Annotated in this window: 18 protein-coding genes; 10 read left to right on the top strand and 8 right to left on the bottom strand. The window is 39.3% G+C overall.

The window, feature by feature from the left end; genetic code table 11:
* The first annotated feature begins 331 nt into the window (after positions 1 to 331).
* Both J7E57_RS15260 and carB read left to right on the top strand, forming a co-directional pair.
* Positions 332 to 649, top strand: coding sequence for a carboxypeptidase-like regulatory domain-containing protein (locus J7E57_RS15260; protein ID WP_215165575.1), 318 nt, complete (start codon positions 332 to 334; stop codon positions 647 to 649).
* Between the two features lie 211 nt (positions 650 to 860).
* Positions 861 to 3,698 (top strand): carbamoyl-phosphate synthase large subunit, encoded by a 2,838-nt coding sequence (carB, locus tag J7E57_RS15255; protein ID WP_215165573.1) that lies wholly within the window; start codon positions 861 to 863, stop codon positions 3,696 to 3,698.
* A 206-nt stretch (positions 3,699 to 3,904) separates the two neighbouring features.
* Here the strand turns inward: carB and J7E57_RS15250 are convergent, their stop codons facing one another.
* The 3 genes from J7E57_RS15250 to J7E57_RS15240 form a co-directional block, all read right to left on the bottom strand.
* Entirely contained in the window at positions 3,905 to 5,212 is a 1,308-nt protein-coding gene (locus J7E57_RS15250; RefSeq protein ID WP_215165560.1) for a M20/M25/M40 family metallo-hydrolase, read from the bottom strand.
* A gap of 19 nt (positions 5,213 to 5,231) precedes the next feature.
* The gene (locus J7E57_RS15245; protein WP_215165558.1) at positions 5,232 to 7,064 is read right to left on the bottom strand and encodes a M61 family metallopeptidase; all 1,833 of its coding nucleotides are present in this window, start codon (positions 7,062 to 7,064) and stop codon (positions 5,232 to 5,234) included.
* A 198-nt stretch (positions 7,065 to 7,262) separates the two neighbouring features.
* Positions 7,263 to 8,390: a DUF4407 domain-containing protein gene (locus J7E57_RS15240; protein WP_215165556.1), complete on the bottom strand. Its 1,128-nt coding sequence runs from the start codon at positions 8,388 to 8,390 to the stop codon at positions 7,263 to 7,265.
* A gap of 128 nt (positions 8,391 to 8,518) precedes the next feature.
* Between J7E57_RS15240 and J7E57_RS15235 the strand changes: the two genes are divergently transcribed.
* Both J7E57_RS15235 and J7E57_RS15230 read left to right on the top strand, forming a co-directional pair.
* Positions 8,519 to 8,836: a rhodanese-like domain-containing protein gene (locus tag J7E57_RS15235; protein WP_215165554.1), complete on the top strand. Its 318-nt coding sequence runs from the start codon at positions 8,519 to 8,521 to the stop codon at positions 8,834 to 8,836.
* A 110-nt stretch (positions 8,837 to 8,946) separates the two neighbouring features.
* The gene (locus J7E57_RS15230; RefSeq protein WP_029277955.1) at positions 8,947 to 9,144 is read left to right on the top strand and encodes a DUF6358 family protein; all 198 of its coding nucleotides are present in this window, start codon (positions 8,947 to 8,949) and stop codon (positions 9,142 to 9,144) included.
* Here J7E57_RS15230 and J7E57_RS15225 read toward each other — a convergent pair.
* The gene (locus J7E57_RS15225; protein WP_215165552.1) at positions 9,122 to 10,153 is read right to left on the bottom strand and encodes a dipeptide epimerase; all 1,032 of its coding nucleotides are present in this window, start codon (positions 10,151 to 10,153) and stop codon (positions 9,122 to 9,124) included. The two genes, J7E57_RS15230 and J7E57_RS15225, sit on opposite strands and share 23 nt — an antisense overlap.
* A 79-nt stretch (positions 10,154 to 10,232) precedes the next feature.
* Here J7E57_RS15225 and J7E57_RS15220 point away from each other — a divergent pair, with 79 nt between their 5' ends.
* The 3 genes from J7E57_RS15220 (at position 10,233) to J7E57_RS15210 (ending at position 12,982) form a co-directional block, all read left to right on the top strand.
* A complete protein-coding gene (locus tag J7E57_RS15220; RefSeq protein WP_215165550.1) occupies positions 10,233 to 11,369 on the top strand; it encodes a hypothetical protein in 1,137 nt (378 codons plus the stop codon).
* A gap of 114 nt (positions 11,370 to 11,483) precedes the next feature.
* Entirely contained in the window at positions 11,484 to 11,621 is a 138-nt protein-coding gene (locus tag J7E57_RS15215) for a hypothetical protein (RefSeq protein WP_215165548.1), read from the top strand.
* Positions 11,622 to 11,998: 377 nt separating this feature from the next.
* The gene (locus J7E57_RS15210) at positions 11,999 to 12,982 is read left to right on the top strand and encodes a hypothetical protein (RefSeq protein WP_215165542.1); all 984 of its coding nucleotides are present in this window, start codon (positions 11,999 to 12,001) and stop codon (positions 12,980 to 12,982) included.
* Positions 12,983 to 13,096: 114 nt separating this feature from the next.
* Here the strand turns inward: J7E57_RS15210 and J7E57_RS15205 are convergent, their stop codons facing one another.
* Genes J7E57_RS15205 through J7E57_RS15195 form a run of 3 tightly spaced genes read right to left on the bottom strand, consistent with a single transcriptional unit; the run spans position 13,097 to position 16,221 of the window.
* A complete protein-coding gene (locus tag J7E57_RS15205; RefSeq protein WP_029277963.1) occupies positions 13,097 to 13,711 on the bottom strand; it encodes a rhomboid family intramembrane serine protease in 615 nt (204 codons plus the stop codon).
* Between the two features lie 8 nt (positions 13,712 to 13,719).
* The gene (locus tag J7E57_RS15200) at positions 13,720 to 15,459 is read right to left on the bottom strand and encodes a M14 family metallopeptidase (RefSeq protein WP_215165540.1); all 1,740 of its coding nucleotides are present in this window, start codon (positions 15,457 to 15,459) and stop codon (positions 13,720 to 13,722) included.
* A gap of 30 nt (positions 15,460 to 15,489) precedes the next feature.
* The gene (locus J7E57_RS15195; RefSeq protein WP_215165539.1) at positions 15,490 to 16,221 is read right to left on the bottom strand and encodes a hypothetical protein; all 732 of its coding nucleotides are present in this window, start codon (positions 16,219 to 16,221) and stop codon (positions 15,490 to 15,492) included.
* Between the two features lie 59 nt (positions 16,222 to 16,280).
* Here J7E57_RS15195 and pepT point away from each other — a divergent pair, with 59 nt between their 5' ends.
* Positions 16,281 to 17,534, top strand: coding sequence for a peptidase T (pepT, locus tag J7E57_RS15190; protein ID WP_215165537.1), 1,254 nt, complete (start codon positions 16,281 to 16,283; stop codon positions 17,532 to 17,534).
* A 69-nt stretch (positions 17,535 to 17,603) separates the two neighbouring features.
* On the opposite strand, the gene J7E57_RS15185 is transcribed toward pepT, so the two are convergent.
* Entirely contained in the window at positions 17,604 to 17,933 is a 330-nt protein-coding gene (locus J7E57_RS15185) for a hypothetical protein (protein ID WP_029277971.1), read from the bottom strand.
* A 152-nt stretch (positions 17,934 to 18,085) separates the two neighbouring features.
* Between J7E57_RS15185 and J7E57_RS15180 the strand changes: the two genes are divergently transcribed.
* Both J7E57_RS15180 and J7E57_RS15175 read left to right on the top strand, forming a co-directional pair.
* Positions 18,086 to 18,952, top strand: coding sequence for an aldose 1-epimerase family protein (locus tag J7E57_RS15180; protein WP_215165535.1), 867 nt, complete (start codon positions 18,086 to 18,088; stop codon positions 18,950 to 18,952).
* Positions 18,953 to 19,715: 763 nt separating this feature from the next.
* Positions 19,716 to 20,141: a VOC family protein gene (locus J7E57_RS15175; protein WP_215165533.1), complete on the top strand. Its 426-nt coding sequence runs from the start codon at positions 19,716 to 19,718 to the stop codon at positions 20,139 to 20,141.
* The last annotated feature ends 102 nt before the right edge of the window (positions 20,142 to 20,243 follow it).

Here is a 20,243-nt window from a genome sequence, read left to right as displayed (position 1 = left end):
TATGAAGAAATCCTCATGGCGGGTAACTAATCCGCGGAGGAAGCTTTAGATCATTGTCTAAAGTATATACAAAACGCATATATGTTCTGCTTATTACAACATTATTGCCAATATTTCTAATATCACAACTTCGTGACTTAATTCTGACTCCCAGGGCCACTTTTACGAAATTCTTTTAACACTAATTAACATTTACAATAAAATTGTACATTTGTATTTTACATCCGTGTATAATTTATAGTACAATCAAAAAAATAGTGTTCATTATTTAAAACTATTTGTACTAAATGCCGTTATTTATTTAAGACATCAACAACTAAATCGTTATATCATGAAAAAGTTATGTGTTGTATTATCTCTTCTAATTGTATTTGCTTTAGGCGCAATTGCCTTTACCAATATTAAATTAGGTGGAATAATCGGAAAAATCAGTCCGGCAGATGCCGCTTCTGCTGTTTCACTTGTAGCTGCAACAGACACGTTGAAAGCGCAGATCAGTCAGGGTGTTTTCACTTTTACCAACCTTAAAGAAGGCGTTTATACCGTAGTGGTAAAAGCCAATGCGCCATATAAAGATGCTGTAATAGAAAAGGTTGCCGTAAAAGATAGCGCCACAACAGATTTAGGCGAAATTAAATTACAACAGTAGTTCATTTCTCAAAAGAAAAATCTAAAAAGAGTGCTTAAATAGTGCTCTTTTTTATTTTAAAAAAATCAGCTTAAAATCCCTCTAAAGATGTATCTTTGCATCCCGACAGAACAGTTGGGATTTTTCTTCTTACAAGCACAAAATCTCGTTGCTTTCAAGGTTCCAAAAAGAACCAACACTTTAGAATTTTAATTATTGTTTAAGCTTTATCATGCCTAAAGACACTTCCATACGCTCAGTACTGATTATCGGATCTGGACCAATTATTATTGGCCAAGCCTGTGAATTTGATTACTCGGGTTCGCAAGCGGCTCTTTCTTTAAAAGAAGAAGGGATTACCGTTTCCATTATCAACTCTAATCCGGCTACTATTATGACGGATAAGGTTATCGGCGACCATGTTTACCTGCGCCCCTTAACTGTTGATTCAATAGAGGTTATTTTACAAGAGCATATCGACTCTGCAGATTTACCTAGAATTGATGCGGTACTTCCTACAATGGGAGGCCAAACAGCACTAAACCTATGTAAAGAAGCTGAAGAACGTGGTGTTTGGGAAAAATACGGTGTAAAAGTAGTTGGTGTAGACGTAGCGGCAATCGAAAAAACCGAAAACCGTGAAGCTTTCCGCCAGTTAATGGTTGATATCGGTGTTGGTGTTGCAGAATCGAAAATTGCCAACTCATTTTTAGAGGGTAAAGAAGCTGCACAAGAAATCGGTTATCCATTGGTAATCCGCCCTTCATATACTTTAGGTGGTTCTGGTGGTGGTTTCGTACACAAAAAAGAAGAGTTCGATGCCGCTTTAAAACGTGGTTTAGAGGCTTCGCCAACACATGAAGTATTAGTAGAGAAAGCTGTTTTAGGCTGGAAAGAATATGAGTTAGAGTTGTTAAGAGACAGCAACGATAACGTAATCATTATCTGTTCGATCGAAAATTTCGATCCGATGGGTATCCACACAGGAGATTCGATCACTGTTGCTCCGGCAATGACCTTATCAGATCGTTGTTACCAGGATATGCGTAACCAGGCGATCAAAATGATGCGTGCAATCGGCAACTTCGCCGGCGGCTGTAACGTTCAGTTTTCGGTTAACCCGGCGAACGATGAAATTATCGCCATCGAAATTAACCCACGTGTATCACGTTCATCAGCTTTGGCAAGTAAAGCAACTGGTTATCCAATTGCAAAAATTGCAGCAAAACTGGCAATCGGTTACAACCTGGATGAAATTGAAAACCAGATTACCAAAACCACTTCAGCATATTTCGAACCTACTTTAGATTACGTAATCGTTAAGATACCTCGCTGGAACTTCGATAAATTTAAAGGCGCTAACAAAGAGCTTGGTTTACAGATGAAATCTGTTGGTGAGGTAATGGCAATTGGCCGTACTTTTATCGAAGCACTACAAAAAGCTTGTCAGAGTTTAGAGATCAACCGCGCTGGTTTAGGTGCAGATGGCAGACAGGTGCGCAATATTGAAGAGATTATGGACGGTTTGGAGCATGCTTCATGGAACCGTTTGTTCTTAATAAAAGATGCCATGACGATGGGTGTGCCTTTGGAATCGATCCGTAAGGTTACCAAAATTGACAAATGGTTCTTAAATCAAATTCAGGATTTAGTTCTCTTAGAAACTGAATTAAAAAGATACTCTTTAAATAATATTCCTCAGGATTTCTTCATGACCCTTAAACAAAAAGGCTTCTCTGATATTCAGATTGCCTGGTTGCTAGGAAACGTTACCGAAGATGAGGTTTACGATCGCCGTAAAGCTTTAGGAATTAACAGAGTGTATAAAATGGTTGATACCTGTGCTGCGGAATTCCCGGCCAAAACACCATACTACTACTCGACTTTCGAAGAAGAAAATGAATCAATTCCTTCTGATAAGAAAAAAGTGATCGTGTTGGGTTCAGGTCCTAACCGTATCGGTCAGGGTATCGAGTTCGATTACTCTTGTGTGCACGGCTTATTAGCGGCAAAAGAATCGGGTATCGAAGCCATCATGATTAACTGTAACCCTGAAACGGTTTCTACAGATTTTAACATGGCTGATAAACTTTACTTCGAGCCAGTATTCTGGGAGCATGTTCGCGAAATTATAGAACTTGAAAAGCCAATGGGTGTTATTGTTCAGTTAGGTGGTCAAACCGCTTTAAAAATGGCTGAAAAATTAACAGAAAGAGGCATCAAAATTATCGGAACATCTTTCGAGAATATGGATATCGCTGAAGACCGTGGTCGTTTCTCTGACTTATTGAAAGAATTGGATATTCCTTATCCTCGTTACGGTGTTGCAGAGAATGCTGAAGAAGCAATCGTTGTAGCAAACGAAGTGGGTTATCCGGTATTGGTTCGTCCGAGTTATGTATTGGGCGGGCAGGGTATGAGCATCGTAATCAATGATGAAGACCTTGAAAAAGCAGTAGTAAAATTATTGGGCGATTTACCGGGCAACCGCGTATTGATCGATCATTTTTTAGATAGGGCAGAAGAAGCTGAATCTGATTCGATTTCTGACGGTGAGGATGTACACATTGTGGGTATGATGGAGCACATCGAGCCTGCAGGTATCCACTCAGGAGATTCGTTCGCTGTATTGCCAACCTTTAGCTTACCAGAAAAGGTAACTAAAGCAATGGAAGAATACTCCATCAAGATTGCAAAAGCCTTAAATGTAATCGGATTATTAAACATCCAGTTTGCCATTAAGGATGAGAAAGTATATGTAATCGAAGCAAACCCTAGGGCATCACGTACGGTTCCTTTCATCGCAAAAGCTTATGATGTTCCATATATCAACATTGCGGCTAAAATTATGTTAGGCGTAGCAAAACTGAAGGATTTTACGATCGTTCGTAAACTTAAAGGTTATGCCATTAAAGAACCGGTTTTCTCTTATGAGAAATTCCCAGAGGTTGCGAAAGAATTAGGTCCTGAAATGAAATCTACCGGTGAGGCGATCCGTTTCATCAAAGATTTAGAAGATCCTTACTTCCGCAAGCTTTACAAAGACAAATCAATGTATTTGAGTAAGTAATCTGCTTACGAAGTTTCGAAAGGCTCAGCTTAGGAGAACTTCGTAAGTTTTACAACAAAAAATGGCCAGTGAAAAAATCACTGGCCATTTTTTGTTATAGTTGTATTGGGCGGCTCGTCATTCCCAACTTGATTGGGAATCTTAAAGCCTACTGCATTACGATTCCCGCCTGCGCGGGAATGACGACCGTTTTATAACTATCCCTTCTATTGCTTCAACTTCGGAATCCTCGTTGGTGTATCTGTTCCGTTTACAATGGTAATTGCGCTCTTTGCGATCGCTTTGATGGTAGAAAGGATATTTTCTACATCTAAAGAACTATATTCGTCTTTCACACTGTGGTAAAGTTTATCGATATCAATTTTATCGGTACTAATGGTGTGTGCCGGAACGCCTAAAGCAGCTAAAGTTGCGTTATCACTTCTATAGAATAAGTTTTGATCTGGATAGGGATCTGGATGGAAAGTAAATTCAGTTCCGGCTAAATTTTTCTGTAAAATCTTCCCAAAATCTGATCTTTCATAACCGGTAATAAATGCGGTATTCTTGCCAAATTTCGAATCTTTGCCGATCATCTCAATATTGAACATGGCCACAACATCTTCAGGATTTAGTTTTTCAGAGAAATATTTTGCGCCGAAACCACCGATTTCTTCAGCGGTAAAGGCAACAAAGATTAAAGTACGCTCATTGTTTTTCTGTGCTTTGTAATACTTGGCAAGGGCAATCATAGCCGTCGTACCTGAAGCATCATCATCTGCGCCATTGGCAATACTATCACCATCAACACTTTTTAAAAAGCCTAAATGATCATAATGACCTGAGAAAACCACAATTTCTTTTGCTTTTGATTTACCTGGAATTACCCCTGCAACATTAAATAAAGGCATTTTATCTACCTTACTTTTAAATGTTGCCGAAAAATCTGTTGCGGCATCTTTCCCTAAAACAAAAACCTGCACAGCGCTTGTAGTTGCTTTAACATCTTTCTCATCAACAGTTGCCGGTTTACCGAAGTAACTTCTATAACGGTTAAACAGATCGGTAAATTTACTGTCAACCAAAACAATCTGGTTTTTTCCGGCCCCCATCATTGCCCTTAGCTGAGGTACAAATGCTTTTTCGGGATCTAATTTAACAACAGTGGTGTTCGATTTATCTAGTGTAACACGCTCAGAAGTTACGCCTGAAACAATTAAATTTTCTGCGGCAACTTCCTGTCCATCTATTTTAACACTTGTACCTTGGTTGGTAACCTGGTATTTGTTAAAGGTTTGGCGGAAAGTTTTCTCCCCAGCTAATGGCTGTAAGCCGATCTTTTTAAATTCAGATTCGATAAAAGTAGCTGCTTTATCAATGCCTGGCGTAAAGGTTGCACGCCCCTGCATATCATCAGCACTTAAGGTTTTAATCAGGTGATCGGTGTATTCGCGGGTAATGATTTTATCTATGTTCTGCGCCTTAAGCTGCAAACTTGCCATCCCGACAAGCGTAAAAAAGCATATTTTCTTCATATAATAAGTATTAGTTTTGCTATTTAGATTTTACCTGCGATGTTAACCATTTATCTCTAAAAGTTTGCATGGCCGGTGTTAAATCTCCTCCTGTTTTTTCAATCGGAACAAGCTCTAAAGCCGGATCTTCTATTAAGGTTAATTGTGCCGTTTTTTGCGCTCCACGGTAAAGATAAGTAACCTTCAGCACATCGCCGGGTTTATGGGTATCACTAATGGCCGTAACCGCAGCTACATCTTTTACTGTCACGTCAGCGATGGCTAACAATACATTATCAACATCTAAACCTGCCTCATATGCAGGCGTACCCATCAGCGTCTGTCCTAATATCAATTTCCCATCCAGGTTATTAATCTTGCCAAAGCCAGCAAAAGCTTTACCAGGATTTGCTTTGCGCAAAACAAGACCTGCATTTAAAAGCAGCTTGGCATAATCGTTCTTTTCGGTGCCGTAAATATAATTTTTAAAGAAACCGGCAGCGAAAGCAGGATCTTTAGTCAGCGCTGCTAGGGTTTTCTCTAAATCAGGTACGGTGTACGCAATTTCTGGCTTGCCGTAGGCTTTCCAAAGCGCACGCATATAATCATCAAGGCTGAGTTTAAATTCGGTTCTTAAGCGAAGATCTAAAGCCAGGGCAGTTGCAGCACCATAGGTGTAATACGAAGTGAATATGTTGCCTTTATTGGTCTGATCGATAGCCACACCAGCATCGGCAAACACCGCATACCTACTGGCCTCAATTGGCGAAAAGTTTTTTGCTCCGGGAGACAGTAAAACAGCACTTACCAGGCCGTTAAAAGTTTGTATGGCAATGTCGGTAGTTTTTAAACCCGCCCTGGTTAACAGCAGATTGCCATAATATTGGGTAAAGCCTTCAGCCAGCCAAAGTTCATCACTCATATTGGCATGCTCAAAATTGAAGGGCTCTAAAGTTTTTGGCCTTAAACGCTCTACATTCCAGCTGTGAAAATATTCGTGCGAAAAAGTACCCAGGAGGTTCGATTCATAACCCGCAATTTTTGGTGTGCGCTGCACAATCGAAGTGGAGTTTCTATGCTCCATTCCATCGCCTGCATTCTCCGGATATACATCATCCAGAAAGTAATAATTACCGTAATCGTATGTGGGAAATTCGCCCCAAACGGCAAAATGTTCATCGACCATTTTTTTAAGCATCTCAGCATAATTATCAACGGTTTTCTGGTCGTCGTTAGAATGCGTAATTAAATGGATGGTCTGAACTTTACCATCGGTATTTTTAACCTGCCAGCTTGCCGTTTTATAATTGGCAATTTCGGTAGGACTATCCATAAAATATTGAAGATTTGGCGCGAAATAAGTCCCATTGGCCATTGGCTTAAGCTGTGTAGCTACTTTCCAGTCCTGTTTTTCGGCATAATTGAATTTTACCAGTCGCGGCCTGTTATCCATGCCTAACGGAAAAGCAAAAGTTGCCGGTATATTCATGTGTGCATGGGTTTCGTCGAAACCTGCATAGGTTCCGTCAATCCAGTTTCCAAAAAGTGTATAGTTTACTTTTACGCTGGAACCATGATTGGGAATTTCATAAACATCGCCTGCTGTTTGTTTAATGATCAGCTGTTTCCCTGATGCATCGAAAGCTTTCAGGTGATATACATTTTTTCCAAACTCATGTGTAGCGTAACGGCCCGGAGATGACCTGCTCATTCTGACCTTTAGCGTACCCGCAGGAACATTTGGGACAACCATGCTGATTTCAGCTTCATGATGGATAACATTTGGAAAGGAAACCGTATAACTGATCTCATTTTGGGCAAAAGCCTGAAACGATAGTAGACCAAATACCGCAGCACCTAAAAATTTCTTCATAAGAATCGGGATTACAAGGGCAATTTAATAAAAATGGAAGATGTTTGAGGTAAAATGTACGATGGATAATAGTTGATGGTCTGATAGTCAATAACTGATAGCCTAATGTTCACAGTTGATTTTTTTTGGTTTAATATTTTCGGAGTTAAGCCACGGCCTACGAACCATCCGCTCTCAATTACCTTCTTACATTTCCCCTTAGCTCTCGCTATCCCAATCGTGTTTTTCGAGATCGCGGTAAGCTTTTCCTTTTATAATTTCCTTCTTTTTAGATGATTCGGAATCGACCCTCGTTTCATGAATATTATCGGCTACTTCAAAATGGAAATCCTTGTCTCTTTTCGAATGATAAATCGACACCTCATCTCCATCCGCTATAGCATAATCATAAGGCCCCCTTGCACTCATCAGTTTTACAAATACAGGCAAACATTCAAAGAAAATAAATAACAGCCCGATAAAAGTAACCGCAATTGCCGTATTGTTATCCCGTGTGCCATCAACATTAAATTTAAGTTGCCCTAATGCCCAGTTGCGGTCGGCAAAACCAGCAATATCCGATAAACTGTCTAACTGTTTTTTAGTGTACAGCTTTTCGGTAAACAGCCCATCAAATTCTTTGCGTTTATCTACAAAACCTTCCGATTTATTGATAGCAGCTTTTAGTGAATCTAATTCAGCCGTGCGTTGTGCTATTTCAGTTTCCTTCCGTTTGGCATACGGTCCGTAGCCCATTACCCCTGATGTCTCGGTGGTTTTGTTTCCAAAAATCTCGAAATTAAGTTTTTGTCTATCCGTTTTAATTCCTTTTTCAAGTGAATCTCTGGTAGCTTTCTGTTGATTTAACCTGTCAAATTCTACCTGATATTTTTTCTCAAAGGCTTTGTTCAGGGTATCAATTTTAGAACGCTGGCCGTTTAAGTAACTTACTTTTAGGCGTTCTTTAATTTCCTTATCAAAAATTTTAAGCTCTATTGGTCTCGAAATTACCATACCAATCATAATGGCCAACAGAATACGCGGTGTAGCCTGTAACAACTGTTTATTGGTACTTGCACTTTTATTAATGCTCGACACGATATAGCGGTCCATATTAAAGATGGCCGCCCCCCATAAAAAGCCGAAAACAATGGCAAAAATTATCGCCAGATCATCCCCCTTAAACACAAAATACATGGCATAGCCCCCAGAAAGGGCAGCAAATAAACCTGTAAAAAAGATGGTGGCGCCAATGCCAGTATATTTATTTTGTTCTGAAGGATACTTTTCCAGTGTCGGGATATGAGCGCCAGAGCAAAACCAAAAGAAACGGTTCAGTTTGTCCATTTGTAACTATTTATAATTAAACGCCTAAGGGTTAAAGTTGTTACAGCTTCACACAAAATTTTATGGCATTTTTTTGATGGGGAGTGTAAAGTTGATTTTCCTATATTTGCATAAATACATTTAATAAAATGAAAGAAATATCGGTACAAGAACTAAAAGAGAAAATCGATAACAAAGAAGATTTTCAATTGATTGATGTTCGTGAAACATTCGAATATGAGGTTTCCAATCTTGAAGGCGAGAATATCCCTTTGGGTGGAATTTTAATTGAGGCTGATAAGGTTGCGAAAGATAAGCCGGTAATTATTCAGTGCCGCAGTGGAAAAAGAAGCGCAGCAGCAGTAATGCAGTTGGAGCAACAATACGGATTTGATAATCTTTATAACTTAAAAGGCGGTATTTTAGCTTGGCAAGAAGCTTTTGATCCCAACATGCCAGTATATTAATGATAGAATGAATGAGTTTTGAATGAGTGATTGTTAATAGCATAACGCTTATTCAAAATTCATTCGCTCATTCAATCATTCTCTAATTTCGTCATTCAATCATTTCAACTGTGGGTAAAAAATTTGCTTTAAATATCTTCTATAACCTGGCCATTATCCTTTCTATTTTCGGATTGGTTTGGTGTTATAACAATGCTAAATATCTTCCAGCTGGCTTTTTGGTAGGCACAACGGCTTGTTTGTTCTACTTTAAGTACCAACTCACCAAAGACATCAGAAAAAGCTTTAAAGAAAAAGATCAGAAGTAATGCCTGTCAAGCCTAAACCTGGCAGCTCTTTTAAAATATACTTACCGTTTTCGAAAGCTGGATCAGTAAAGGGATTATTCTTAGTGAGCCATGGCCCATCCAAATCGGCCCAGTTACATAAAGGAGCCAAAGCAGCTGCGGCCAAAGTGGCACAACTGGTTTCGCTCATACAGCCAATCAGCACTTTCATCCCAAAAGAACGGGCTTTCAAAATCATCTGATGCCCTTCGTACATGCCACAGCTTTTCATCAGTTTTACGTTAATGCCATGATAGGCGCCTTTCAGTTTGTCCATGTCGGCTAAACGCTGTACGGCTTCATCAGCTAACAGCGGAATCGGACTGCGCTCGGTTAGCCAGGCATTTCCATCGAGGTTGTTTTTATCCATAGGCTGCTCGATTAACACCACGCCCTGGTTATGCAGCCAATAAATTAAATCAATCGCTTTAATTTTATCTGCCCAACCCTGGTTAGCATCCACATATAAGGGCACATTGGTCATACTCCTGATCGTTTCGATAATTTCCTGATCGTTATCCCTCCCCAGTTTAACTTTGATCACTTTAAAAGCCTCAGCATCTTTCAGTTTTTCGCGGATCACTTCAGGTGTATCAATCCCAATGGTATAAGAAGTTACCGGCATTTTAGCAGGATCTGCGTCGTAAATTTCATAACAGGGTTTATTTAACAGCTTTCCATTGATATCGTTAAGCGCAATATCAATAGCCGCTTTAATGGCTGGCTGGCCTGGAGCAAGGCTATCCAAATAACTAATTATTTCTTTGAAATCGAATGGACACTGGATTTTATCCCAATCTACAAGGCTAAGAAAAGCCGCTGCGCTTTCGTAGCTCTCGCCCATATAAGGTACCATAGAAGCCTCACCATAACCTGTTACACCTTCATGTTCGATCTTCAACAGCATTAAAGGAGTGTTGGTACGGGTAAATTTCGAGATCGAAAAAGGATGTTTTAATTCTAATTCAAATTGTCTGCAACTAATCTTCATTATCAATCGTCTTCTAAATAAATAAGGTAATTATCGCTTTGCAAATTATCTTTGTTTTTATTAACGCAACTACCAAGCCATGAAAAACAATTCAAGATTACGGTATTTTATTTATTTATCCTTAATAATTATTGGAGGATGTACCACAGGAAAAAAAGCCTTACAAAAAGGTGATTACGATGCTTCGGTTGCCAAAGCAGTAAGCAGGCTGCAAAACTCGCCAAAAAATAGTGAGGCTATGGAAGTGCTAAAAACAGCATACGATTTAGCGCTGCAGGACCATCTGCGAAAAATTGCAGAAGCTAAAATGTCTAACGATTTATTCAGGTGGGAATCGGTGATGTACGATTATCAAAAAATCAATCAATTGGCCGATGATATTAACAGTTGCCCAGCTTGCTTAACCATTGTTCCAAGACCTTCAAAATACATCAATGAACTTGCTGATAGTAAATACAATGCAGCTGCCGCAAGATATAACTCAGGATTAGGTTATTTGAGAGAAAACAACCGTCAGTCGGCAAAAAAGGCGTACTACGAATTTGAGAAAACACAAAATCTTCAGCCAAATTATAAAGATGCCAAAGCCAAAATGGACGATGCTTATTGGGCAGCGGTAACCAGGGTTGTTGTTCAGCCGATTATTGTAAACAGCGGCATGTACAAATTAAGTGCTGATTATTTTCAGCAGCAGATCGATCAGTTTATTGGAAATTACTCGAGAAATAAGTTTGTGATATTTTATAGCGAAACACAGGCAACAGATCAAAAAATTATTCCCGATCAGGTATTGAGTTTAAACTTTGATGATTTTGTGGTAGGTCAAACCTATGTAAAAGAAAGGGTAGAAAAGTTGAAACGCGACAGTGTGGTAATCGGCGAAACCCGTGGGAAAAAACCAATTTACGGTACAGTAAAAGCCATCTTAAGTATTTTCGAAAAGAACATCTCTTCGTCGGGATTATTGGATATGAGCATTACCGATTGGAGCACAAAAAAACTGGTACGCCAGCAGAAATTCCCTGGAACTTATGTATGGAGAGATAATTGGGCAACCTATAAAGGTGATGACAGGGCGCTGAGTAAACAGCAATTGGCCATTACCAGAAGGAGGGAGCAACTGCCTCCACCACCAAGTGCTTTGTTTTTAGAATTTACCAAACCCATTTACAGCCAGCTGGTTGATGATATCAGTTATTATTATAATAATTACTAAAAACCTCAGCCAGTTAGCGAAGGGTGGTTCAACTTACTGTAGTAACACGAGGCTATACAAAAATATAAAAACTTTCATCCTGAGATCTAATTTATTCTATAAAAATCAATATGAATGACGCATACATTAATTTTCTTGTTCCAGGGGAAAGCCTTGCCTCGGCTCGCCGCCGCCGAAGGGCTCTTTCTTTTTGATGTCAAAAAGAAACAAAACCGAGGCATTGCCGAGCTCATTAATACAAATGAAAACTAATAGAAAACCATTAATAAAACACCGGCTGAAAATTTTTCTTTCAAAGCCAGTGAAATGGCTTTGTCAGTGGAGCCCGAAAAATTTGTTAGGCCGGATTTAAGTAGAACGGGGATACGGTGCTATGGCCTAGCTACGCGGAAATACATAGATATCGCAAGCCACTCATTAATAAGCAATTGCATAATAACATCAATGGTAGCCTTTCGAATGATCTGTTTAAAAGCTTCTCAAAGCGTATCGACAAGCTCAACGTGACAAATTCTGCAGGAATCATAACTTATAATACAACCTGAATTAAAGATATTGCTTCTGCTAACAGGGTGAGGTTGTAATCCCTGCGTTAAAATAAAATATCGGTGCAAAGCCCTAAAAATATAATGGTTAATATTGCAGTGATGAATACCGGCTTATACAATCCTTTCCAAAACTTCGATTTTTTATACAAAATCTGCTTCTTAAGTGGCAAAACCTTTCATTCGCCTGTTGTTCAGGTGCCGTTAATTCCAAAATGGTTGTTAGAACAGGCAGGTTTAAGCGGCGAAGAACAGATCCAGTTTTTGGATGAAAGTATCCGTTCGTACAACACCTTGGTTATCCCAGTAAATAGTGAGGTAAACGAGCAGTTTTTAACCCCGCTTGAACACAAGATTGAAGCCGCGTTTGCAGCCGGTTATGATGCCGTTTCTGCATTGCCAGAACTGGATCTTTTTAACTGGATCGGCAAATTTTTATATGGCTTTGTATACATCGAAATGCATTCGGCCTTACGCAAGGAAATGACTGCTGATGGTTTAAATATGTCGCAATCGTTAATGATGAAATTTGCCAATCTGAATTTCATGATGCAGAACCTGTATACCAGTCTGGAATTTGAAGATTTTTCACCATGGTCTATCACGGTAGTGAAATTAGAAAACGGAGAAACACCGTTCAGTTTCCGTGATGAGATAAACACTTTAACCTTCTCGTTAAAAATGAAAGATTTTGGTATCATCGCCTGTTTACAGGATAATGGCACCAATAAACGCTATCATCAGGATATCATCAACGAAATAAAAGGAAAATCTTTAACAGCCGAGCAGTTTGAAGAGCTGAGTGCCCGTTTTTATTATTCGGCCTATCTCTTTAACCGTTTACCTGAATATACTTTTATGCCTGTTGAAGGCACCACTTATATCGAGGCTATGCCTTTACGCGGCAACATGACCAAACCGCTTTTTGATGTTTGGCAACATAAAGTATATGCACAGGTATTGGAAAACTTCTGGAAACCATGGGGTTATGTGGTATTCGAGATTATTAAAAATCCTGATGAACCGATGAGTTTCTTCGAGAAGCCTTTTTTACCTACTGCGGGCTAGCTTTTGGTGCTTCGTCATACCCAGTTTGACTGGGTATGACGAAGCGAAAAAACATACAGCATTTTGCATTAGGATTCCCGTTTTCACGGGAATGACGATTCTTCTCAATGGATATTATCTCCCCCCTGTTAACATGGTAATAAAGTTCTGCAAAATACCCGGAACAAAAATGATGGTAAAAATCAATCCGGTTAAGGCACCAAAAAAGTGTGCATCATGATTGATGTGGTCTCTCGAATTGCGGGAAGCATAAGCACAATAAATTAAATACAAAATTCCAAAAACTACAGCAGGAATCCCGATCGGGATAAACATAATGTAAATTTTAGACATCGGGTTAAATAAAATATAGCTAAAAAGTACCGCACTAATTGCTCCTGAGGCACCGAGGCTATTGTAGTTAAAATGATCTTTATGTTTAATAACGGTGGGTAGATCACTCAGCACCAACCCTAAAAAATACAGTAATCCAAACTGCCAGCTCCCCATCAATCTTTCCAGTGTAAAGGCAAAAGCATAAAAGGTAAACATATTAAAAAACAGGTGCATCCAATCTGCATGCACAAGCCCGCTGGTAATCAAGGTATATACATTCTGTCCTTTCGAAACGCTATAGGGATGTAACATAAACTTTCCGTAAAGGGAGTGATCGTAGAAAGCGTATAGGCTGGTAATAATAGTAAAAACGAAAATTACGGAGGCAACTGGTGCGATATTGAAGTATTCCATGGAGGGGATTATTTTAAATCAAGTTTTACGTCTGTAACCAAACGGGCTACCGGATATCTATTGTGTGTTTTTTCGTAATAATCAGAATTTTTATATACAAAATCAAGTTGTGCAGCCGCATTCTTCGCAAATTCGGCATCTGAAGCTTTTTTCGCCTCCAGTTTATGCTGTAGTTCTGGATTATTTTTTAGTAATACTGTTGCGGTATCTTCAAAAACATATGCCGAATAATGTTCTTTCATATCCAGAATTGAATCGAAAAAGTTCCAGTTGAAATAAGAATCAGTAGCCTGTGGCTCCAGTGTTTCTACAATATACCGGTTAACAGGCTGGTTAACATAAACCACAAAATCGCCTGCGTAATATTGGAGGTTCTGTTTTAGCGTATTCAATTTTACGGCTGAGTGCAGATAGTGCCCTTCATAGGGCCTTGTTCCGGTTTTAAAATCGTCGATATAATAACTTTCTACTTCAATTTTCTGATCGTTTTTTAGCTCCCTGATTTTAACATTATTCAGTTTAAGCAGGGCAATTACGCGGTCCCAGGCTTTCGGAATAATGTAGGCAACCGGTTTTTGAATAGACACCGCAGGTTCGAACTTATTCCATTCTTTAATGGTTTTGGTGTAAGGTTTACTACGGTCGTAATATAAACGATCGGCACCGCTTACCATACTGGGTTTTTGGCCAGCCTCAAAGCCTTTAAAGGTCAGATCGTTTACCTCAGTTTTGTTCAGTTTCCATTCTAAAGGAAATTCCTTTTGTGCAGCAACAAGTTCATCGGCCTTCCGCTTATTCTCTCCAATAACCTTGGCATCGCGTTCTACCAGCTGAATATAGGTTTGCAAAAGCTTGTAAGTGGCATACACACGCAAATCGTATGCCTTTAGCATATGCGTTTCGGGCATAAAACCTATGGTGTTGTGCAACGTGGTATATCCGGTAGAATAACGTGGGGGATCTATAAATCCGGTTATTCCGCTTTCAGGCGTTTCACCTATCGAGTTTACATAGGGAATCATCGGGTAACCCATCTTCTCCATTCCCTTATATAGATCAGGCACCAATGTTTTAGTTAAATAACCCGAAAGAATCGGGTTCAGCTTATCCTTTTGTGTGGGGATAAGTGTCATTACATATTGGTAGTCTGCTCCATTGCTGGTATGCGTATCTACAAATATTTCGGGCTGCCAAGTATTAAAAATGAGTTGAAACGCTGCTGAATTTTTCGAATCGGTTTTAATGAAATCACGGTTCAGATCGAGGTTCTTGCTATTGCCCCTAAAACCATAAGCCACCGGCCCGTTCTGGTTGGCCCTTGATGTTCCGCTACGGTTAAAACTGCCATCTATATTGTACAGGGGAATAATGCAGATTACCACATCTTTTGGCAGTTTACCTGCCTTAAGCAGATCGCGGGCAAGCATCATCGATGCATCCACCCCCTCTGGTTCGCCCGGATGAATGCCGTTGTTGATCAATAAAATCCTTTTATTCTGTTTTCTAATCTCTGAAGGATCAAAAACCCGATCGCGCGACAAAACCAATACATGTAAAGGCTTACCAAAATCTGTACGTCCATAGGTGAACAATTTGGCCTCTGGATAGGTCTTAGTTAGGTTTTCGTAATAGGTTATAGCGGCATTGTAAGTGGAGGTTTCAATTTTTCCGCTCAGCTCGAAAGGTGTTTTTTGTGCGGCAGCTTTTAATCTCATCGAAAGCAAACAAAACACAAAGAATTTTTTCATGCCTTAAATCTAAGAAATGAAATGATGTTATTAAAGGGTTTTACGATAAGATTTAATCGTTCCAAACATATATCTAAAACCTATGGTATAAACGTTGTAAACATCCGCCGAATAGTTCTCAAACCTGGCGCTCGAATCGTTATAACCATCCAAACCTTCGCCAAAAGTATAGTTCGATTGTGCATTAATGTTGATAACGTACCTCATATAGCCATAACCATCGTTAATGTAATAGTTAAAACCGAAGTTTAAAGGTACCGCCATATTAAGGCTTTTATCTTTTCCAGGGAAAGGGCCATAGCCAGGATTGTATGCTGCCCAGCTTGGTTTATACCGCACAATATCGGTAATCTTGTTGTTAACTACCCCAATACCCAAACCCACATACAAACCCCTTAGATTGTATAAAAACTCACTTTTATCGTAGTTCGCCACCTCACCAAGCATTAGCTTTACATTGGCTGTAATGGCGGCATATTGGTTTATAAACTGACGGTTGTGCGGATCGGTTTCGATATCTCCACCTTGAATCCTACCATACTGCCCTTCTAAACCCAGCGTTACAAACGGCGTGATATGATAATCGATTACGCCATAGGCCGTGTAACCATAACTTCCTTTGTACACATCGGTATAAGATTTGTTTATTCCTCCACCAAAACCATACGACATTTTAAAGTAATTAGATTGGGCAAAAGAAAAACTTCCTATAAAAACAAGCAGAAGGGTTATGTATGTAGCTCTCAGCAAATTAAAAATCATATCGTTTTTTTACAAAAATAATATGTTTATCGAATATCCATAACTTTTACCTTTGAATTATGAGCACATATACCAACTTTAACAAATCTCTGGAGCAGCGGTTTATAAAATATGCGAAGATTGACACCCAATCTGATCCAAATTCTCCAACTTGCCCATCAACCCTAAAACAAAAAAACTTAGGTAAAGAACTGGCTCAGGAACTGTTAGAAATCGGCGTTACTGATGCCGAAATGGATGATAATGGCTATGTGTATGGCACAATCCCGTCAAATACAAACAAGCAGTTGCCCATAATTTTCTTCTGTTCGCACATGGATACCTCGCCAGATTGTAGCGGTGAAAATGTTAAACCGATTATTCATGACAATTATCAAGGACAGGACTTAATTCTGCCAGATGACAACAATATTATCATAAAATTGTCTGAGCACAAAGACTTAAAGTACCAGATTGGCAACAATATTATCACGGCAAGTGGAACAACTTTATTGGGTGCCGATAATAAAGCAGGGTTAGCAGAAATTATGGAAGCGGCTGCCTTTTTAATGCGCAATCCTGATGTAAAACACGGAACCATAAAGCTACTTTTTACCCCAGATGAAGAAATAGGCCGCGGCGTAGATAGAGTAGATTTAAAGAAACTAGGTGCCGATTTTGGCTATACCATAGATGGGGAAACGCTGGGTTCAATCGAAGATGAAACTTTTTCTGCCGATGGCGCCACCCTTAAAATTTATGGCGTAAGCACTCATCCGGGCTTTGCCAAAGGAAAAATGGAAAGCGCCATTAAGATCCTTGCTGAAATTTTAGATTCGTTGCCAAAAGATACACTCACACCAGAAGCTACACATCAAAAAGAAGGATTTATTCACCCCGTAAGTATGAACGGACAGGTAGAAGAAGCAGAAGCACAGTTTATCATCAGAGATTTTACCGATGAAAAACTAGCCACACATGGGCAGTTTTTAGAAGAAACCGTAAAAAAGGTGATGGTTAAATACCCAAAGTCTACCTATAAAATTAATATTAAAGCACAGTACCGCAACATGAAACAGGTGTTGGATCAGCATCCTAAAATTGTACAATACGGAATTGAAGCCATTGAACGAGCAGGTGTGGTGGCAAAACAACAAAGTATCCGTGGCGGAACCGATGGCTCGCGACTTTCTTACATGGGCTTACCTTGCCCCAATATTTTTGCCGGAGAACACGCTTTTCATAGCAAACAAGAATGGGTAAGTGTGCAGGACATGGAAAAAGCGGTACAAACCATTATTAACATTGCCTGTATTTGGGAAGAGCGTGGATAGTTGTAACAGTTCGGAGTTGGCAGTTTTGAGTTCGGAGCCGTATCCAACTCCAAACGCCCAACTCCAAACTCAATAGGAGGCTTGTCCAATATCCAACCTCGCTATTTTTCCTTCTTTGTTTACCTTAAATTTAAAGCAGGTTTTAAAATCGCCCCATTGGTCGGAGTGGAAATGGCCATAAACCTCCAATCCGTTGTTTTCAACTTTATCTATACTGGTAAAACGCTCATGTCCCAGCGCTTTCTTAAAGAAGTTATTAAATTTCATCTGGTTTCCGTCGTCGTAAAAGGCAACATCGATCGCAAATAAAGGAAACCACGTTTTTTCATCGCCTTTTTGCAATGCGGTAATAGCGGCCTTCACTTTTGCGTTTGATAATTTTGTTAAATCTATCGCCATGGGTTTCTGATTTTATTTTAAGCGAAAGTAAATGCGCGGGTAATAAAATAAATAGTGCTTTAAGCTTTTCATTTGCTTAAGCTTTAAGTAGTAATCAAAATTAATAAAAAAGATATTTTTAAAGTACATCTTTTTGTTAATTTAGATTGCAAATGATAACTCTCGAGAACGATTATATAAAAGTTAGCCTGGCGGCTAAAGGCGCAGAACTTCAAGGCTTATTTAGTAAAGAAACCAAGCTGGAATATTTATGGAATGCCAATCCTAAATATTGGGCAAAACACAGTCCGGTTTTATTTCCTATTGTTGGCTCATTAAAAAACAACAGTTTTACTTACCAAGGTAAAAGCTATGAGCTACCACGCCATGGTTTCGCCCGCGATCATGTTTTTAATTTCGAAAAAATAAGTGAAACTGAAGCTGTTTTTACTTTAGCCCAAAATGAAGATACCTTAAAAGTATATCCTTTTTATTTCGAGCTGAAACTGAGGTATCAATTAATAGATAGAAAGCTGAGCTTAACTTACGAGGCAAAAAACACCGGTACTACCGAGCTTTTATTTTCAATTGGTGCGCACCCGGCATTTGCGGTACCCAATACCCCCAATACCGTTTACGAAGATTACTATCTTGCTTTTAATAGCGATGAGAAATTAACTTTCTGGAAACTGGAAGATGGCTTAGTAGCCGACGAAACGGAGCTCATTGAACTGGGTGGCCACAGGTTAAACCTTAAACATGATTTGTTTTATAACGATGCGCTGGTTTTTAAAACCCTTCAAAGCAACTGCATCAGCTTGCTCAACAACAAAAACGATTATGGATTACATTTCCATTTCGATGATTTCCCTTTCTTTGGCATTTGGGCTGCTACCGATGCCCCTTTTATTTGTTTAGAGCCATGGTGCGGAGTGGCCGATGGCGTTAACCACGATCAGGAATTAACACGCAAAGAGGGTATAGTAAAACTTGGTGTAGGCGAAAACTGGTCGCGGTTTTGGGAAGTAGAGTGTTTCTAATGGGTTATTGCTTATCGTAGGATACCAAATTAAGTTGGCGGCTATCGGCAGTTTTTTACTAACGCTTGCTTTTGCCCTCTGTATGTTCGCCTTTGCAAATTACAGGCCCCCTTTTAATTATTCTGTTTTCGTAGTAAGTGCCTCCAGCTTGTTGTTGGCAACGTTATCCGCTTATAATGGAGTATTGAAGCAGGCAAATAATTTTCCACATTAAAATATCTATATCGCGGTGTAGTGGAAACCACTACCCATAAAGGGGTATTTTTACCTTTTAATTTGATGTTAACATGTTGATAACTATATTTATAATGTTAAAATTAAATCAACGGGACGATTTAGATTAAAACGCGAAACCTTTCAGCAATGAAAGGTTTTTTTTTGCAAAAAAAACACGCCCTCAAAAAAGAAGACGTGTTTACTCAAATCTAAAATTATTTTGGGACGATCGAGAATTATTTCATTAAATGTTTAATACCCTGCTACAAATATGAAAAAGATAAGGGATTTATTTCCGTTCAGTTTTATTCATCTGTAAAAGAATAACTTATCCAAAAGTTATTGCAAAATGAATAAAACATTTTAGCCTATTTAAAAACAATATTTTCTCAATTTCGACAGCCGAATTAAGGCCATCGCAACAAGATGGAACCACACAAGTTTATTAATTTGACGATGTCAAAAACGCCCTTACATTTGTCTCAAGTACACCCATTTTATCATTAAAAGGTGCAGTAACTTAGTTGTAAACAAAATAAATAAGATTATGGCAACCATGCACCCTTACTTAAACTTCGACGGCAAGGCCGAAGAAGCTTTTAATTTTTATAAGTCGGTTTTTGGCGGAGAATTTACCTTCTTTGCAAAAATGGGCGATGCACCCGAATCGGATAAATTAACCGACGAAGAAAAAAACCGTGTAATGCACGTAGCCTTACCCATTAATGAGCATACGGTTTTAATGGCGTCTGACTGTGTACCTTCGGCAGGGCATGTACTTAAAGAAGGCAACAACATGTACATTAACCTCAATGTCGAGAGCCGCGAAGATGCCGATCGCTTCTTTAACGGCCTTTCAGCAGGTGGCACCATCGAAATGCCAATGGACGATATGTTCTGGGGCGATTACTTCGGTAGCTTTAAAGACAGGTTCGGTATCCAATGGATGGTTAATTTTAGTAATGCTAAATAGTTTGATAGGCTGTGAGGAATCGTCATCTCCACTCCGGTCGAGATGACGCCGATTTTTAGAATATGGCATTGATAGCCCCCAATGAAAATTGGAGGCTACTTT

This window comes from Pedobacter sp. ISL-64, from assembly GCF_018613605.1.
Lineage (GTDB): Bacteria > Bacteroidota > Bacteroidia > Sphingobacteriales > Sphingobacteriaceae > Pedobacter.
Note: the sequence above shows the minus strand (reverse complement) of the source record. Positions and strands in the feature narration are given on the sequence as shown.

Bases quoted from the DNA above. Each gene is read 5' to 3' on its own strand.
- J7E57_RS15180 (WP_215165535.1), top strand. From the start codon at position 18,086: ATGATAACTCTCGAGAACGATTATATAAAAGTTAGCCTGGCGGCTAAA.
- carB (WP_215165573.1), top strand. From the start codon at position 861: ATGCCTAAAGACACTTCCATACGCTCAGTACTGATTATCGGATCTGGA.
- J7E57_RS15245 (WP_215165558.1), bottom strand. From the start codon at position 7,064: ATGAAGAAATTTTTAGGTGCTGCGGTATTTGGTCTACTATCGTTTCAG.
- J7E57_RS15240 (WP_215165556.1), bottom strand. From the start codon at position 8,390: ATGGACAAACTGAACCGTTTCTTTTGGTTTTGCTCTGGCGCTCATATC.
- J7E57_RS15225 (WP_215165552.1), bottom strand. From the start codon at position 10,153: ATGAAGATTAGTTGCAGACAATTTGAATTAGAATTAAAACATCCTTTT.
- J7E57_RS15215 (WP_215165548.1), top strand. From the start codon at position 11,484: ATGACGCATACATTAATTTTCTTGTTCCAGGGGAAAGCCTTGCCTCGG.
- J7E57_RS15185 (WP_029277971.1), bottom strand. From the start codon at position 17,933: ATGGCGATAGATTTAACAAAATTATCAAACGCAAAAGTGAAGGCCGCT.
- J7E57_RS15175 (WP_215165533.1), top strand. From the start codon at position 19,716: ATGGCAACCATGCACCCTTACTTAAACTTCGACGGCAAGGCCGAAGAA.
- pepT (WP_215165537.1), top strand. From the start codon at position 16,281: ATGAGCACATATACCAACTTTAACAAATCTCTGGAGCAGCGGTTTATA.
- J7E57_RS15250 (WP_215165560.1), bottom strand. From the start codon at position 5,212: ATGAAGAAAATATGCTTTTTTACGCTTGTCGGGATGGCAAGTTTGCAG.
- J7E57_RS15220 (WP_215165550.1), top strand. From the start codon at position 10,233: ATGAAAAACAATTCAAGATTACGGTATTTTATTTATTTATCCTTAATA.
- J7E57_RS15235 (WP_215165554.1), top strand. From the start codon at position 8,519: ATGAAAGAAATATCGGTACAAGAACTAAAAGAGAAAATCGATAACAAA.
- J7E57_RS15200 (WP_215165540.1), bottom strand. From the start codon at position 15,459: ATGAAAAAATTCTTTGTGTTTTGTTTGCTTTCGATGAGATTAAAAGCT.
- J7E57_RS15210 (WP_215165542.1), top strand. From the start codon at position 11,999: ATGGTTAATATTGCAGTGATGAATACCGGCTTATACAATCCTTTCCAA.
- J7E57_RS15205 (WP_029277963.1), bottom strand. From the start codon at position 13,711: ATGGAATACTTCAATATCGCACCAGTTGCCTCCGTAATTTTCGTTTTT.
- J7E57_RS15195 (WP_215165539.1), bottom strand. From the start codon at position 16,221: ATGATTTTTAATTTGCTGAGAGCTACATACATAACCCTTCTGCTTGTT.
- J7E57_RS15260 (WP_215165575.1), top strand. From the start codon at position 332: ATGAAAAAGTTATGTGTTGTATTATCTCTTCTAATTGTATTTGCTTTA.